At 66.2% G+C, this 16,054-nt stretch carries 17 protein-coding genes; 15 read left to right on the forward strand and 2 right to left on the reverse strand.

Features of this window, described 5'->3' with window-relative positions; genetic code table 11:
• The first annotated feature begins 83 nt into the window (after positions 1–83).
• From FBY30_RS01675 to FBY30_RS01730, 12 genes are all read left to right on the forward strand, one after another.
• Positions 84–986, forward strand: a complete 903-nt coding sequence (locus FBY30_RS01675; RefSeq protein ID WP_142130884.1) for a PfkB family carbohydrate kinase — start codon at positions 84–86, stop codon at positions 984–986.
• A gap of 21 nt (positions 987–1,007) precedes the next feature.
• The gene (locus FBY30_RS01680; RefSeq protein ID WP_142130885.1) at positions 1,008–1,895 is read left to right on the forward strand and encodes an aldolase; all 888 of its coding nucleotides are present in this window, start codon (positions 1,008–1,010) and stop codon (positions 1,893–1,895) included.
• Between the two features lie 103 nt (positions 1,896–1,998).
• Entirely contained in the window at positions 1,999–3,288 is a 1,290-nt protein-coding gene (locus FBY30_RS01685; RefSeq protein WP_142130886.1) for an ABC transporter substrate-binding protein, read from the forward strand.
• Positions 3,285–4,241, forward strand: coding sequence for a carbohydrate ABC transporter permease (locus tag FBY30_RS01690; protein ID WP_142130887.1), 957 nt, complete (start codon positions 3,285–3,287; stop codon positions 4,239–4,241). The genes FBY30_RS01685 and FBY30_RS01690 overlap by 4 nt, the downstream gene beginning before the upstream one ends.
• Positions 4,242–4,245: 4 nt before the next feature.
• On the forward strand, positions 4,246–5,061 hold the full coding sequence (locus FBY30_RS01695) for a carbohydrate ABC transporter permease (protein ID WP_142130888.1): 816 nt from the start codon (positions 4,246–4,248) through the stop codon (positions 5,059–5,061).
• A gap of 64 nt (positions 5,062–5,125) precedes the next feature.
• Positions 5,126–6,565 carry an NAD-dependent succinate-semialdehyde dehydrogenase gene (locus FBY30_RS01700; RefSeq protein ID WP_142130889.1) on the forward strand — a complete coding sequence of 480 codons (1,440 nt, stop codon included), beginning with the start codon at positions 5,126–5,128 and terminating at the stop codon, positions 6,563–6,565.
• Complete coding sequence (locus FBY30_RS01705; protein ID WP_142130890.1) at positions 6,566–7,309, forward strand: sulfite exporter TauE/SafE family protein; 744 nt, start codon at positions 6,566–6,568, stop codon at positions 7,307–7,309.
• Positions 7,310–7,346: 37 nt separating this feature from the next.
• Entirely contained in the window at positions 7,347–8,600 is a 1,254-nt protein-coding gene (locus FBY30_RS01710) for an AGE family epimerase/isomerase (RefSeq protein WP_142130891.1), read from the forward strand.
• A gap of 15 nt (positions 8,601–8,615) precedes the next feature.
• On the forward strand, positions 8,616–8,801 hold the full coding sequence (locus FBY30_RS01715; RefSeq protein WP_142130892.1) for a hypothetical protein: 186 nt from the start codon (positions 8,616–8,618) through the stop codon (positions 8,799–8,801).
• A 166-nt stretch (positions 8,802–8,967) separates the two neighbouring features.
• The gene (locus FBY30_RS01720) at positions 8,968–10,209 is read left to right on the forward strand and encodes an MFS transporter (protein ID WP_142130893.1); all 1,242 of its coding nucleotides are present in this window, start codon (positions 8,968–8,970) and stop codon (positions 10,207–10,209) included.
• A gap of 166 nt (positions 10,210–10,375) precedes the next feature.
• Positions 10,376–11,026, forward strand: a complete 651-nt coding sequence (locus tag FBY30_RS01725; protein WP_142130894.1) for a hypothetical protein — start codon at positions 10,376–10,378, stop codon at positions 11,024–11,026.
• Between the two features lie 200 nt (positions 11,027–11,226).
• Positions 11,227–11,526: a hypothetical protein gene (locus tag FBY30_RS01730; protein ID WP_142130895.1), complete on the forward strand. Its 300-nt coding sequence runs from the start codon at positions 11,227–11,229 to the stop codon at positions 11,524–11,526.
• Between the two features lie 72 nt (positions 11,527–11,598).
• Here FBY30_RS01730 and FBY30_RS01735 read toward each other — a convergent pair whose 3' ends face one another.
• On the reverse strand, positions 11,599–11,934 hold the full coding sequence (locus FBY30_RS01735; RefSeq protein WP_142130896.1) for a cupin domain-containing protein: 336 nt from the start codon (positions 11,932–11,934) through the stop codon (positions 11,599–11,601).
• Between the two features lie 139 nt (positions 11,935–12,073).
• Here FBY30_RS01735 and FBY30_RS01740 point away from each other — a divergent pair, with 139 nt between their 5' ends.
• The 3 genes from FBY30_RS01740 (at position 12,074) to FBY30_RS01750 (ending at position 14,611) form a co-directional block, all read left to right on the forward strand.
• Complete coding sequence (locus FBY30_RS01740) at positions 12,074–12,481, forward strand: DUF1304 family protein (RefSeq protein WP_142130897.1); 408 nt, start codon at positions 12,074–12,076, stop codon at positions 12,479–12,481.
• A gap of 73 nt (positions 12,482–12,554) precedes the next feature.
• A complete protein-coding gene (locus tag FBY30_RS01745; protein WP_235009298.1) occupies positions 12,555–13,802 on the forward strand; it encodes a mechanosensitive ion channel family protein in 1,248 nt (415 codons plus the stop codon).
• 56 nt (positions 13,803–13,858) lie between these two features.
• Entirely contained in the window at positions 13,859–14,611 is a 753-nt protein-coding gene (locus tag FBY30_RS01750) for an ArsR/SmtB family transcription factor (protein ID WP_142130898.1), read from the forward strand.
• Positions 14,612–14,690: 79 nt separating this feature from the next.
• Here the strand turns inward: FBY30_RS01750 and FBY30_RS01755 are convergent, their stop codons facing one another.
• A complete protein-coding gene (locus FBY30_RS01755; RefSeq protein ID WP_142130899.1) occupies positions 14,691–16,037 on the reverse strand; it encodes an alpha-L-fucosidase in 1,347 nt (448 codons plus the stop codon).
• Between the last annotated feature and the right edge of the window lie 17 nt (positions 16,038–16,054).

A 16,054-nucleotide genomic window follows, 5' to 3' on the forward strand; every position in this document is an offset into this window, starting at 1 on the left:
ACAACTATACAGAAAGTGTTGTTTTTCCAACATAGCGTGTGTATATTTCTTCAGTACCAGCCGGAACTACAACGAGGTGGATCGTGCCCCAACCGACAACTGGAACCCTGCTCTTCGTAGGATGCGCCACTCTTGACTCCATTGCCTTGGTGCAGGATTACCCGGCCGCGGACAGCCGCACGGTCGCCATGGACTTCGCGACTGCAGGGGGTGGCCCGGCGGCCACCGCAGCTGTGGCGGCAGCCCGGGCAGGGGCACGGACAGCCTTCGCGGGAGTCCTGGGCACCGACGAGGAAGGTGACCGCATCATCCACGGCCTGGAGGCCGAGGGCGTGGACACGTCCGCCGTGATCCGGGACGCCGGCGTCAAGACCGGTGCCAGCGTGATCGTGGTCAGCAGGGCCACGGAGAGCCGGGCCATCGTCACCCGCCCGGTACCGCCGGTCAGCTTCCCCGCAGGCAGCCGCTTCTCCGACCTGCTGCGGTCCGCGGCGTGGGTGCACACCGACCACCTGGGCTGGAACGCCGTGGCCAACGCGTCCGGCCGCCCCGGGACACTGAACATCAGTGTCGACGCCGGCAATCCGATTCCGGACTTCAGTCCCCGCGGCGTCGCACTCTACGTCCCAACCATTGAAAGGCTCCGTGCAGAGTACGGCGAAGACCTCTCCCCTGCAGCGCTCCTGCAGAAAGCGCTCGACGGCGGCGCCTCCGCCGTCGTCGCCACCGCCGGCTCCGACGGTGCCTGGGTCTTGGAACGCGGCGGCGAACCCGTCCACGTCCCGGCCACCCCAGCAACCATCGTCTCCACCCTCGGCGCCGGAGATGTGTACCACGGCGCCCTGCTCGCCGCCGTCGCCGCCGGACTTCCCCTCGTGGAGGCCGCAGCATTCGCCGGCCGCACCGCTTCCGCCTCCTGCGGCGGACTCGACGGCCGCTCCGCCATCCCCCACCAGACCATCGATTCCGTCCCAGCATCCATCTGAACCAGCTGAAAGAAGCAGCCCATGACCTCCACAGACCTTTCCCCCCTCCAGCGCCCGTCAGGCGCCTTCGCGATGCTCGCCGTGGACCAGCGTGAAGCAATGCGCAACATGTTCGCCGAGCACACCGACCAGCCCGTCACCGACGAGGACCTGCGCAACTTCAAGCTCGAAGCCGCCCGGATCCTCAGCCCCTACGCGTCAGGCATCCTGATCGACCGCCAGTTCGCCCTGGACCAGGCCATCGACGCGGGTGTGGTCGACCCCAGCTGCGGGCTCATCGCCTCCGCCGACCACTTCGAGTCCGCGCACGGTGAGCTGGTGGGCGAGGTAACCATCGACAAACTGGTGGACCCGCACAAGTACAAGGCCCTGGGTGCGAAGGCCCTGAAACTCCTGGTCCTCTACCGTCCGGATGAGCCCGCCGAGGGCCGCGTGGCGATGGTCCGGGAATTCGTCGAAAGCTGCCGGTCCGCCGGACTGATCAGCATTATCGAACCCGTCTCCCGCAAGCCCCTCGCCGGCGGAGACTTCGACTGGAACGCCGGAATCCTGGCCGCAGCCAAGGAACTGGGCAGCCTTGGCGCCGACCTTTACAAGGCCGAGGTCCCCTTCAAGGGGCAGGCTTCCGAAGACGAGGTCCGCGCGGCCTGCGCCGAACTGACCCAAGCCATCGACGGCTGCCCCTGGGTGGTCCTTTCCTCCGGTGTTCCCGAGGATGTCTTCCCGGACGCCGTCCGGTGGGCCTGCCTGGAAGGTGCCAGCGGCTTCCTCTCCGGACGCGCCGTCTGGGCGTCCTGCATCGGCGCGCCCGACGTCGTCGAATCCCTGTCTACTGACGCCGTCCGGCGGCTGCAGCGCCTTTGTGCCGTAGTGGATGACGTCGTCTCCAGCCAAAGGAGCCACGCCTAGCCCGCCACCGGAGTTCCTGTCACCGGACGGTGACCCTTTCGCAGTCAAGCAATTTTTGCAGTCAAGCAACAAGGCATAGCAAACACTCAACGAGGAGATTATTGTGAGTCAGATTTCACGCAGGCAGGCCATGGCCCTTCTCGGAGCCCTCGGCTTGGGCGCCAGCGCGGCAGCGTGCGCCGGCCCCGGCGGTTCCACCAAGCCGGCCGGCGCGTCCGGACCGGCGGCCCCCTCCGCCGGTGCCGTCACCGGCAAGGTGTCCTTCGCGCACTGGCGCGGCGAGGACAAGGCCGTGTTTGACGAGCTGATCAAGCGCTTTGCGGCAAAGCACGACGGCGTTGAGGTTGCCCAGGACATCTCCACCTCCAACGACTACAACGCCCAGGCACTGCAGAAGCTGCGCGGCGGCTCCATTGGCGACGCGTTTGCCACCTTCCGCGGCGCACAGTTCAAGAACTTCACCGAGGCAGGAATCTACACCGATCTGAAGGACAGCCAGGCGGTAAAGAACTACCAAAAGGGCCTGCTCTCGGCGGGCCAGAACGGTGACAGCCAGCTGGGCCTGCCCTACCAGGTGGTGTTCCCCATGCCCATGGCCAACCTGGACCTCTTCGACAAAGCCGGCGCGGAAATCGCCCCCAAGAACTGGGACGCCTTCCTTGCCATGTGTGAAAAACTCGCTTCCGCCGGTGTCATCCCCATCTCCTGGCCCGGCGGCGACGTTGGAAACGGCGGCCAGCTCTTCAACTGCATGATTGCCAACAACGCCCCCGTGGACGACATGTGCGCCCAGATCGAGCAGGGCAAGCTCAAGTGCACCGACGACTGGTTCATCAAGATGCTCAACCAGTACAAGGACCTGAAGCCGTTCGTGCAGCCCAACGCCACCGGCACCGCGGTGGAGCCGGCCCAGAACCTGTTCTCCCAGGGCAAGGCGGCCATGCTGGCCACCGGTTCCTACCACCTCGCCGCGGTCCGCGGACTGGGCGCCAAGTTCCCCATCGACCTGGTGTTCCCCAACACCACCTCCGACGGCAAGGGCAAGTATGAGGGGGCCTACAACGCCACGTTCATCCTGGGCGTCAACTCGGCCAGCAAGAACCAGGCGGCCGCGGCAGCCTGGATCGATTTCCTCTCCGAGCCGGAGAACGCCGGCTACTACGCCAACCAGACGGCCCAGCACGTGTCCGTGGACAAGGTGGAGTACACCAACCCGGACCTGAAGCGCCTGAGCCCCTGGCTGCAGAAGAAGACCGCGCTCGCCGCCAGGTTCCAGTTCAACAACCTGGATGTCCGCAACGCGGTGGAGGCCAGCGCCACGGCCGTCATCTCCGGCACCAGCCCGGAGCAGGCAGCCGCTGCCGCCCAGAAGGTTGTTGACGAACGGCTATGAGCATCCATCCCGGAACGGCTGCCAAACGCAAAGCGACGGACAGCCCGGCACCAGCAAACCCTGCCAAGGTCCGCCGCCGCTCCCCCACCCGGGTGAATCCGGCACTGTACCTTTTCCCGCTGCCCGCCGTCGCCGTCGTCGCCTTCTTCCTGGTGATGCCCACGCTGCAGGCGTTCCAGTACGCCATCACGGACTGGAACGGTTTTTCCGCGGCGTTCAACTACGTGGGCCTTGACAACTTCATCCGGGCGTTCACCAAGGACTCACTGTTCACCAACGCCCTGACCAACAACCTGAAGTTCGTTCTGCTGGTGGTGATCGCCCAGACCGTGTTCTCACTGGTGCTGGCACTGCTCCTGACGAAGAATTCTCGCGGCAGCATCCTGCTCCGCGCCCTGTTCTTCTTCCCCACCATCCTGTCCTCGGTGTCGGTGGCCTTCATCTGGAAGTTCATCTACGACCCCAACTTCGGGCTGGCCAATTCAGTCCTCCGCACCGTTGGGGTGGACGGGGGCGCCTACCTCGGCAACGACGCCCAGGCCCTGTACTGGGTGGCCGTCACCCAGGTGTGGTTCCACTCCGGCCAGATGATGGTGGTCTACATCGCGGGGCTGCAGGCCATCCCCAAGGAACTCTACGAAGCGGCGGAAATGGACGGCGCCAACAAGTGGCAGCAGTTCAAGTCCATCACCTGGCCGTTCGTGGCCCCGGCCACCTCCATCGTGGTGGCTTACACCACCGTGCAGTCCTTCAAGGCCTTCGACCTGATCCTGGGCATCGCGGGCAACCCGCCCAAGAGCTCCCTGGACATCCTGTCCACCCGTATTTACAGCACCTTTGCCAACTCGGAGTTCGGCTACGCCGCCGCCCAGTCGATCATCTTCATGGCGATGATCGCCCTGGTCACCTGGCTCCAGCGCCGCCTGCTCCGGCTGACCCCGAAGGGGGACTAGCAGCATGCTCGCCTCACTCAGCCGCCGCGCCATCCTGGCCATCTACGCGGTCATCATCATCATTCCCCTGACCGTGGTGGCCTTCGGCAGCTTCAAGTCCACGCAGGAACTCTTCGCCGGGCCGTTCAGCCTTCCGCGCTCCCTCGCCCCGGACAACTTCGCCGAGGTGGTGGGCGGCCAGAACCTGGGCTCGTCCTTCATGAACAGCGTGATCGTCACCGGCATCTCCGTTCCGCTCACCCTGTTCCTGGCAAGCCTGGCAGGCTACGCAGTGTCACGCCTGAAGGGCTTCATGGCCTGGGCCATCTTCGGTTTCCTGGTCCTGGGCATGGCCATCCCCGCGCAGGCCAACATGGTGCCGCTCTACGTGCTCTTCGGCCGCCTCGGACTGCTGGACAACCTGGCCGGGCTCATCCTGGCCAACGTCGTGTCCACTCTGCCCATCGCCGTCTTCATCCTGGGCGGGTTCATGCGGACGCTGCCCAAGGAACTCTACGAAGCATCCTCCATCGACGGCAGCGGACCCTGGAAGACCTACTCCTCCATCGCCCTGCCGCTCTCCGCACCCTCCATCGCCGCTGCTGCGATCTTCCTGTTCGTCATCCACTGGAACGAGCTGCTGTACCCGCTGCTGTTCATCCAGACCCCCGGCAACCGCACCCTGCCGCTGGCACTGCTGAGCTTCCAGGGTGAGTTCCAGACCAACTACCCGCTCCTGTTCGCCGGCGTGATCCTGGCGTCGCTGCCCGTGGTGGTGGCCTACGTCTTCCTGCAGCGCTACTTCGTGGCCGGCATCACGGCGGGAGCCAGCAAGGGATGAGTACGACGACGACACGCGGCTCCACGGGCGGCAGTCCCCTTCCAGCCAACGAAAGGCAACACTGATGAACCTCAAATCGGCCAGGCACCTTGTGAACGGCAGCTGGCACACCGCCGGAAGCGCCAAGGACGTGACTGACCCGGGCAACGGCAGCACCGTGGGCGAGGTGGCCTGGGGAACCGCCGGGGACGCCACCAAGGCCGCGGATGCCGCCGCGGAAGCCTTCGGTTCCTGGTCCCGCTCCACGGTGCGGCAGCGGGCGGACCTGCTGCGCAACGCAGCCGAGCTCCTGGCCGAACGCCGGGACGAACTCGCTCACACCCTGGCGCTGGAAGCCGGCAAGCGGCTCCCGGAGGCACAGGGCGAGGTGGACTTTTCGGTGGAGTACTTCCGCTGGTTCGCCGAGGAAGCCCGCCGGGCCACCGGCACCGTCAGCCCGCCTGAGCTGCAGGGCCGGCGGCACCTCAGCACCAGGAAACCCATCGGCGTGGCCCTCAGCCTGACGCCGTGGAATTTCCCGGTCTCCATCCAGGCCCGCAAGCTCGCCGCCATGCTGGCGGCCGGCTGCACCGTGGTGGGCAGGGTGTCCGAGAAAGCCCCGCTGGCTGCCACCGGACTGTTCGAAGTCCTGCACGACGCCGGCTTCCCAGCCGGCGTGGTCAACCTGGTCCACGGCCCCTCCCGCGAAATCACCGGCGCCCTGATGTCCCACCCGGCGGTCCGCGCCGTCAGCTTCACCGGGTCCACCGGGGTGGGCCGGCAGATCATGGCATCCGCCTCGGAGCGTGTGGTCCGGCCGCTGCTGGAGCTGGGCGGCAACGCGCCGTTCATCGTGTTCGAGGACGCCGACCTGGACGCCGCCGTGGAGGGTGCCGTCCTGGGGCGGCTCCGCAACACCGGCCAGTCCTGCGTGGCCGCCAACCGCTTCCTGGTCCAGGACAGCATCGCGGAGGAGTTCGCGCAGAAGCTGGGCGCACGCTTTGACGCCATGAGCATCGGCCACGGCGTTCCCGACGGCGGCGCACCGGTCCCGGACCTGGGTCCGGTCATCGACGCCGAACGTGTGTCCGCGGTACAGGCCATGGTGGACGATGCCTTGGAGCGCGGCGCCCGCCAGGTCACCCAGCGCACTTCCGTACCCGGCGAAGGTGCCTTCATGGCACCCACGCTGCTGGCCGACGTCCCCGACGACGCACTCCTGGTGACCGAGGAAGTCTTTGGCCCGGCAGCCGGCGTCGTCACCTTCTCCTCGGAGGAAGAAGCCGTCCGGAAGGCCAACGCCACCGAGATGGGCCTGGCCGCCTACGTCTGGAGCGGCAGCCCCAAGCGCGGCTGGGACATCCCGGAGCAGCTCGAAGCAGGAATCGTCGGCGTGAACGACCCCCTCCCCTCCGTAGCCTTCGCCCCCATGGGCGGTGCCAAACAGTCCGGCCTGGGCCGGGAAGGATCAAGCCTCGGCCTGGAGGAGTTCGAGGAGGTCCAGTACGTGGCCTGGAGGCCGTAAATGCTGACCACCGGGCTGGTGCTGGGCGCCGTCGTCATGGGAGCAGGGATGCAACGGATCACCGGAATGGGCTTCGCCCTGGTGGCCGCCCCCTTCCTGGTCCTGTTGCTGGGGCCGGTGGAAGGCGTGGTGCTGGTGAACGTATGCGGCGCCGTGACGGCGGGGGCCATCATCTTCCGGGTGGTCAAGGACATCGACTGGAAGCGCTACCTGCTGCTCGCGGCCTCGGCACTGCTGGGCATCATCCCGGCGGCGTTCCTGATCCGCCTCATTCCGGCGCCGGTCCTGGAAATCTCCATCGGCGTGCTCCTGGCCGCCGGGCTGACTGTCCTGCTGGTCCTGAAGTCCGCCACCCTGCCGGAGCGCCGCCGCTATCTCTTCACTGCCGGCGGCCTCAGCGGGTTCATGAACACGGCGGCTGGGGTGGGCGGTCCGGCGGTCAGCATGTACTCCATCGCCACCCGGTGGCAGCACAAGTCCTTCGCGGCCACCATGCAGCCGTACTTTTTCACCATCGGCACGTTCTCGCTCATCTCCAAAGCAATTACCGCCCCGGCGACGTTCCCCGTGATGCCGTTGGCCATGTGGGCGGCTGTCGCCGTGGCGTGCCTGGCCGGGCTGGTGCTGGGCGACCTCGCCTCGAAGTTCGTCCCCGCCCGCGCCGCACAGATACTGCTGATCATCCTGGCCTACCTGGGAGCGGCGGCCACCATCATCCGCGGCGTGCTTGACGCCGCCGCCTGACCCGACATTCACATTCTCACCAGAAAGAGGACATGACATGACCTGGCTCGACAGTGCCGCCCACGCACGATGGCTTGAGGCGGAAACCGACCGGCTGATCCGTTTCGCAGAGGCGTCAAAGGTATCCACCGGCTTCGGCTGGCTGGACAACTATGGCAAGGTGTTCGCCGACAAGCCGACCCATCTGTGGATCACCGCCAGAATGACGCACAGCTTCGCGGTCGCCGCACTGATGGGACGGCCGGGTGCTGCCACCCTCGTGGACCACGGCATCAACGCACTCAACGGGGTCCTCCACGATGACGAATTCGGCGGCTGGTACGCCGAGGTGGACACCAACGGCCCGGTCAACGACACCAAGTCCGGCTACCAGCACTCCTTCGTGCTCCTGGCTGCCGCCAGCGCCGTTGCCGCCGGACGCCCGGGGGCCCGGGAACTGCTCGACGAAGCGCTCCGGATAGCCGACACGAAATTCTGGGACCGCAAAGCCAACATGTGCTTCGACTCCTGGAACCGGGATTTCACCGAAACGGAGGCCTACCGCGGCGGCAACGCGAGCATGCACTCCGTGGAGGCCTATCTGATCGTCGCGGACGTAACCGGGGAGAACCGCTGGATCGAGCGGGCGCTGCACATCGCCGAGGTGCTCATCCACGATTTTGCGCGCAACAACAATTACCGGGTGTTTGAGCACTTCGACCCGGAGTGGAACCCGATGCCGGAGTACAACACCGATGACCAGGCCAGCCAGTTCCGGGCCTACGGCGGAACCCCGGGCCACTGGGTGGAGTGGGCGCGGTTGCTCCTGCACCTCCGCGCCGGGCTCGAGGCCCGCGGCCTGGACGTCCCGGCCTGGCTCCTCGACGATGCCCGGGGCCTGTTCGATGCCGCCATCCGCGACGCGTGGGAACCGGACGGCCACCGGGGGTTTGTGTACACAGTGGACTGGGAAGGCAAGCCTGTTGTCACCACCCGCATCCGCTGGGTTCCCGCGGAGGCCATTGGAGGCGCGGCAGCGCTTTACATTGCCACCGGCGAGAAGAAGTACGCGGACTGGTATGAGCGGATCTGGGACCATGCCCGCGACTGGTTCATCGATTACGAGCACGGATCCTGGAAGCAGGAACTGGACGAGAACGGCAACGTCAGCTCGACTGTCTGGTCCGGGAAGGCAGACATCTACCACTTGTGGCACTGCCTGGTGGTCCCGCGCCTTCCGCTTGCCCCCGGGCTGGCTCCGGCACTGGCAGCAGGCCTGCTCGATTCCCGCCTCAACCAAAACCTCACCTAGGAAAAGGACAACCGCATGACTGCCATCTCCTCCCACGAACCAGTGCTGCGCATCGCCGCTGCTGATGCTGAACCGCTGAACCTGCGTGTCGAAGCGGGTGTACCGGCCGCGGTGCGCATCGAAGTGCAGGGCAGCTGCACCTGCCAAGGCGCCGCCCGCCGGCCCGGGGCCTACACGGACACCGATTTCGGTACCCGGTAGCCATGTTCGGGCCGGTTATGAAGCGCAAGGCAGGTCGCCGCGGGCGGGTGCGCGGGTGACCGTGTCACGTCTGTGACAGTCACTTTGGTCCGGTAAATTTAATGGAGGAATTGTCCGGCGAGCCGAGCCGCATTCCAAGCCCTCCCCTTGAATGGACCGCACCCCCATGTCTTCCGCGATTTCCGCGCCGTCCCCTACCCGTTTTCCCTACGCCGCGATGGTGGTCCTGGCCACCATCGCGTTTACTGCCATCACCACCGAGCTCCTCCCGTCCGGGCTGCTGCCGCAGATCAGCACCGGCCTGGGCGTGTCCGAGCCGGTTGCCGGATACCTGGCGGCAGCCTATGCCGCGGTCATTGTGGTCACGGTGGTTCCGGCGGCCCGGCTGCTGGGGAAGATCCCGCGGCACGCCTTGCTGGTGGGCCTGGTCCTGACATTTGCGCTCAGCAACGCCTTGGTGGGACTGGCCCCGGACTTCACCTCCGCCATGATCGCCAGGCTGGTGGGCGGCCTGGCCCACGGCCTGCTCTGGACCACCATGGCGCCGTTCGTGTCGCGGGTGGTGCCCGCGGACAAGGTGGGCAAGGCCCTGGCCATCGTGTTCAGCGGCAACAGCCTGGGCCTGGCCATCGGGGCCCCGGTGGGAACGGCCCTGGGAGGGTTCCTGGGCTGGCGTGCCGCGTTCATGGTGCTCGCCGGATTTGGTGTGGTGCTTACCGTTCTCGCGTTCTGGCTGCTCCCCCGGGTCCAGCGCATCAGTGACGCCGCCCGTCCGTCCCTGCGCAAGGCGATCGGCCAGCCCGGCGTGAAGTCGGTGGCGATTGCCTGGCCGCTCCTGGTTCTGGCCCACTTCGCACTGTTCACGTACATCGCGCCGTTCATCCGTGAAGCGAACCTGCCGGACTACGCCACCAGCCTCTCCCTCACCGTGCTGGGCGGTTCCGGCCTGCTGGGCATCTGGATCGCCGGCATGACCGTGGATTCGCGGCCCCGGCGTTCGCTCTTGATTACGACGGCGGCCATCGCCGCATCCATGTTCCTCCTTCCCTTCGCGGTGGGGAACCTTCCCGTCGCGTTGGTCCTGATGACCGTTTGGGGAGCCGGCCTGGGTGCCATCGGCATCTACAACCAGTCCGCGATCCTCCGTGCCGGCGGCGAATACAGCGAGGCGGCCAACGGGCTCACCGTCCTCACCATCCAGCTGGGCATCACCGTCGGCGCCCTCTACGGTTCCGCCGCCCTGGTGGTTGGCGGCCCGCTGCTGGTTCCGGCCGCCGCGGCCATCCCGGTGATCGCCGCGTTCGTCATCACCCTGGCCGGGAAGAGGTACGCCTACCCGCCGGGCCCGCGCGAGCGGATCTGGCTGGAGCCCCGCCCTGTCAGCGACAAGGTGGAGGATCCCGCCTAGCCGACGGCATCGTCGAATAGCTCGGGCGGAGATGAACATATGACAAATCAGTCACAAGATTCTTGGAAACCCGTAACCTCCGTGACCCGGATTTCGATTCACTAAGTGCGGGGGCAACTCCGCGGATGTTGAACGCAATCGAGAAAATTCGTCAACGGAGGGTCTCATGTCTTTCTTCACGTTCTCAGGTAACAAGCTGGCCATGACAGTGCTCGCGGCAGGCGCCTTGGCGGTCGGCGGCACAGGCGTTGCCGCAATGGCAGAGTCATCGCCGGACACGCCACCGGTCCTTGCGGAAACGGAATCGCCGTCGCCGAGCCCCACGGCAACCGAAACTGAGTCACCGTCGCCAAGCCCCACTGCGACCGAAACCGAATCACCGGAGCCCGTGCCCACGGAAACCGAGACGGAGGCTCCGGATCCGACACCAACGGCGACGGAAACCGAATCACCGGAGCCCGTGCCCACGGAAACGGCTGATCCTGAACCATCGCAGACTTCCACTCCGGCAGGACCAGACGCATTCGGCCCTGCCGCCTTTGGACTGTGCAACGCGTTCAGCAATGGCGGCCTGGGTACCACGTCCACTGCCTACGCGGCCCTGGTTCGCGCAGCCGGCGGGGAAGACGGCGTTGACGCCTATTGCGCCACTGTTGCTGCACCCGGAGGCGGCGACGGCAGCGATGCCCCTGCCACCTCCGAACAGGGGCATGTGCAACAGCAGCAGGTAAAGGAGCAGCGCCAGGGTGCACCCGCCTCCAATGGCGGCGCCCACCAGGGCGCCGGCAACGGCGCCAAGCACGGCGGACAGCGGTAGCGGCCAGCGACGTGCGGTTGCGCCGGGACATCCAATGTTCCGGCGCAGCGCCTACCTGCCGACCATCCGGAGATTGTCGGACCCTTTCGGTGGAGTTGAAGGGAGAGATCGTGCGCCGGATCCCGGGGCTGTTAAGCAACTGCAGCACTGCGCGCCCTGCCGGCTGCACATGCTCCGCACCTCATCACTGGAGGACTTTCATGACAGGCGAAGACAAGGCCCTGCAGGAACGCATTCTGGATGACGAGCGCGCTGTCCAGGAACTGCTGGAAGGGGCCGCCCGCACGGACGATCCAGTTCTTTGGGATCTGTTGCTGCAGGTCCGGGAGCTCAGGACGGTCGACATCCCGGCGCCGTCGCCGCGGCTGAGGGCACTGTTGGCTGAGCCGGAGGCGGCCGGCGCCATTCGAGTGGCGCCGGCCACACCCCTGAAAAAGACGCAGACGGTGTTCACCATGCTGGCGGTGGCCGCTTCGTTCGGTATCGCATCCGCACGATAGCGGAATGGTTTGCAGGTCCAGCACCCGGCGTCCCTGCCCGTTGACAGTGCGCTGACCGCCGTCAGCACGGGCTCAGTTGCGGTACTTGGCCACCGTGAACAGGAAGGTGGAGTCCTCTTCGGCGTGCAGGCTGTGCAGGCCGGGCGGGACAATCAGCAGGTCGCCGGTCTTGCCCTGCCAGGTCTCCCCGCCGGCCTTGAGGCTCACGCAGCCCTGGACCACGAAGACCGTGGCGTCACCCGGGTTCTGGTGCTCGCTCAGCTGCGTTCCGGCCTTCATGGCCATGACCGTCTGCCGGAGGATCTTCTCATGGCCGCCGTAGACGGTGTCGGCAGCACGGCCGTTGGTGGAGGTAAGGGCAGCCTCGAGCTGCTGCCGGGCCAGCGCGTCGATCGATATCTTCTGCATGCGCCCAAGGCTACCCGCGTTCTTCCCGCAGGGGACCGGACTGGGTGGCGCAGTTGGGTGGTGCCGTCGGGTGGCCCGGCTCCGCAATCCCCTTACGTGGGGATGGAGCAACTGCCGTGACGCTCCTAATCTTCGAAGCATGAATGCTGTATCGCAGGTCTTCGCGGTACTTGCCGCGGTCATCTATATCTTCGTGTTTCCGCTGGAGAGCTTCCTACTTCGCCGCAACCTGTGGGCGCAGAAGTTCCTGAGCACACCGCCTGAGAATGTGTCCGCCGTGATGATGTGGGCCATTCCCACCGGGTACAAAAACCTGGTGATTGCGCTGGGCGTGCTCGCCGGGGTAGTCACCGCCAACTCGGGACAGCTTGTGGTTGGCTACACGCTGGTGGTCTACTGCTGCGCCAACATGGTCCTCACCGCCCCCACCATGCTGCTGGCAGACCTCCAGGGGCATTACCCCAGGAAGTGGGAGAGCGTGCCAGGGACCCTCGCAGCCACGGTTCCAGCCTTGCTGGCCCTGCTCCTCCTTCCCCTGGGGCCGTAGGCGCGGGTGCGGACACGCCACGGCCGGCGGCCCGATTTCGAAGGCCCCGCCACCGGTTGATAAACCTTAAAGGATGCTAGATGTCCTGAATCCTGCCCTGCCCTTTATCGCCATGGCCCTGGCGGTGGTAGCCGGCCTCGCACTGTCCTGGCTGCTCCGCAAGGTGGTCCTCCGCCTGAACCGGAAACGGCCCGAGCTGCAGGCCACCTCCCGAGTGGCCCGCCAGCCGCTGCGGCTGGCACTGTGCCTGGTGGGCGTCCGCGCCGCGCTGGGGCTGACGGCGGGCAGCGAAAGCTGGCATGCCGGCGTCGACCATTTCCTCCTGATTGCCCTCATCGGTGCGGTGGCCTGGCTGGTGATTGCGGTGCTGCTGATCATTGAGGCCGTGGTGCTGAACAGGCACAGCGTGGACGTGGCGGACAACCGGAGGGCACGGCGGCTGCGCACGCAGATGATTCTGGCACGCCGGATCGCGGTGGCGCTGGTGGTGGTGCTCGCCGTCGGCACTGCCATGCTGACCTTCCCCGCCATCCAAGCCCTCGGTGCCGGACTGCTGGCGTCCGCCGGCGTGATCTCCATCGTCGCCGGCCTGGCCGCGCAGACGTCCCTGGTGAACGTCTTCGCGGGCATGCAGCTGGCGTTCACGGATGCCATCCGCGTGGATGACGTGGTGGTGGTGCAGAAGGAGTGGGGCCGGATCGAGGAGATCACCCTGACCTATGTGGTGGTGCACCTTTGGGACGACCGCCGGCTGATCCTGCCCTCCACCTACTTCACCACCACGCCCTTCGAGAACTGGACCCGCCGCCAGTCGGAGGTGATGGGCACCGTGGAGTTCGACCTCGACTGGCGCGCCCCCGTGGAGGACATGCGCACCGAGCTCCGCCGGGCCCTGGCCGGCACCGAGCTGTGGGACGAACGCGTGGGAGTCCTGCAGATCACCGACGCGACCGGCGGCTTTGTCCGGGTCCGGATCCTGGTGAGCGCTGCGGACAGCGCCGCGCTCTTCGACCTGCGCTGCCTGGTGCGCGAAACCATGGTCACCTTCCTCCAGCAGAACCACCCGGAGGCCCTTCCGCACCAGCGCTGGGAGCAGGCGGCGGACAGCAATCAAGCGGACGACGGCGGCATGGGCACCCGGCGCCGGACACCACTGCGGGGGCTGGGTTCGCCCGCTGCCGCCGGCCCGCATGCCGCGGATCCGCATGAGTCGCAGCTGTTCACGGGATCCATTGAGGCCGTTGAGCGGTCTCGCGCCTTCTCAGGCCCGGGTGATGAGGTGTTCGAGGAGCGCGACAGGAACCTGGCGTCCCGGAACTGAACCCTGCTGCAAAAACCCCTTGATAGGTGACCATTTAGTCACCTATCATTGCTGCCATGGACGACGTGTTCAAGGCACTCTCCGACCCCACCCGGCGGGACCTGCTCGATGAGCTGTTCCGCGAGGACGGGCAGACCCTGAGCGCACTTGAGGCACGGTTCGACATGACCCGGTTCGGGATCGCCAAGCACCTCCGCATCCTGGAGGACGCCGGCCTGGTGGTCACCCGTCGTCGCGGACGGGAAAAGCTGCACTTCCTGAATCCGGTTCCCATCCGGCTGGTCCACGACCGCTGGGTCAGCAAATACGCAGAACCATGGGCCGCTGCCCTAAGCGACCTCAAATCCAGATTGGAAAGTCCCATGGAAAAGATCTTCGAGATTTACATCAAGACCACGCCCGAACGGCTCTGGGAAGCCATCACGGACAGCGACATCCGCAGCAAGTACCAGTTCGGCAATACCCTCGAGGCCGACTGGTCCCCCGGCGGTCGGTTTGTCATGGGCAACCCGAAGGCGGGGGCACCGCTGGGCGAAGGTGAAAATGTGGAGGTGGACCCACCCCGCCGGCTGGTTCAGACCATGCGCGCACTGTGGGGCGAGGACGTCAAGGCCGAGGGCACATCCAAAATCACCTGGGAAATTGAGCCGGTGGGCGACTCCTGCCACCTCACCGTCACCCACAGCGACCTGCGCGAAGGCGCCAACGAACAGCTCTACGGCGGCTGGCCGATGATTCTGTCCGGCCTCAAGACGTGGCTGGAAACCGGCGAGAAGCTCACCACGCCGGGTTCGCTGATGTACACGTAGTCATCCGCCGGGAGGCAAGGCACGACGGCGGCGGCCGCCCTTGGTGGCACGGCCGCCGCCGTTGAGGTACTTTGCGGGATTACGTCCGGGGGATGCGGACGATGGCGGGGCCTGGCCGGTCGGGTGACAGCGTGACTTTTAGTCCTTCCGCGGCGGCCTCGACAGTTCCGCCGGGCCCCTCCACCGATGCTTGCGCCAAGTCGAACCCAACCGCGTCCAGCTTCAAGGCGGCCTCCGCTCCATCGCCCAGCGAGTCAACAAAGGCCACGATCTCCGTTCCGCGGTCAACCCAGCGGATCCAGGGGTCGTCGCCGCTTGCCGCGGTACCGTCCTGGAGAGGACGTGCCCCCACGAGGTACTGCTTTGCGGCGGCCATCCACTTCCCGAGGCCGGTCAGGGCCTGCCGCTGGATTTCAGGGATGGTCCCGTCAGCCCGCGGACCGACATTCAGGAGGAAGTGGCCGCCGCGCGAGACGACGTCCGTAAGGTGGCGGGCCAACTGTTGTCCGGTCAAGGACTGCTCCGGACCTTCCACCTGGTTGTATCCGAAGGAGAACCCGATGCCCCTGCAGTTCTCCCACTCGGATTCGGACTCGTTTTCCCTGGCGGCTTCGTACTCGCTGGTGCCGTAATCCTGGTGGGTGGCGCCCCAGCGGTCGTTGACCACACCGTCCGGGACTGCTGAGTAGAAGTGCTGGAACAACGTTCCCAGCCCATGCTCGCCAAAGTGCTTGCCGGCGTCGGGCCATTCGATGTCGTTCCACAGGACGTGGGGGCGGTACTTGTCCACCAGGTCCACCACGTGGTTGTAGGCGTATTCAGCGTAGCCGGCATCCTTGGGGCGGGAGGTGTCGTGGACGCTTTCGCTGGTGGTATGGGGCGGGAAGGGACGTACGTGCCAGTCCAGACCTCCCGAGTAGTACAGGCCCAGCTTCAGCCCCTTGTCCTCAACGGCACGCGCGATTTCACCGATCAGGTCCCTGCGCGGTCCGCGGTGGACCGTGTTCCGCTCCCCCGTACCCGGGGCGTCCCAGAGGGCGATGCCGTCATGGTGTTTCGTGGTGGGAACCACGTAATCCGCTCCGGCGGATTTGAACAGCTCCACCCAGTCCGCCGGATCGAACTGCTCGGCTTTCCATTGGTCCAGGAACGCGTCATAGTCCTCCCCGCCGTACTCTTCCTTGTGGTGCTGCTGGGCAGGGCTGCCGTCAATGCGGATGGTGTTGTAGTACCACTCCGCGTAGGGGTTGTGCTTGAACCATTCGTGGTCGTCTATTGTGCCGAGCGCGCCGATCGGCTCTGCCCAGGCGGGGACGGAGTAGGCGCCCCAGTGGATGAAGATGCCGAACGGGGCGTGCTGGAACCAATCCGGCACAGGCCGGGACAACTTGTTCCATTCTTCAGGCGTGGCCGTACTGTCAGTCATGCTTCACTCCAGTTCTT

Origin of the sequence: Arthrobacter sp. SLBN-83, from assembly GCF_006715285.1 — a bacterium.
In the GTDB taxonomy this organism is placed as follows: Bacteria; Actinomycetota; Actinomycetes; order Actinomycetales; family Micrococcaceae; genus Arthrobacter.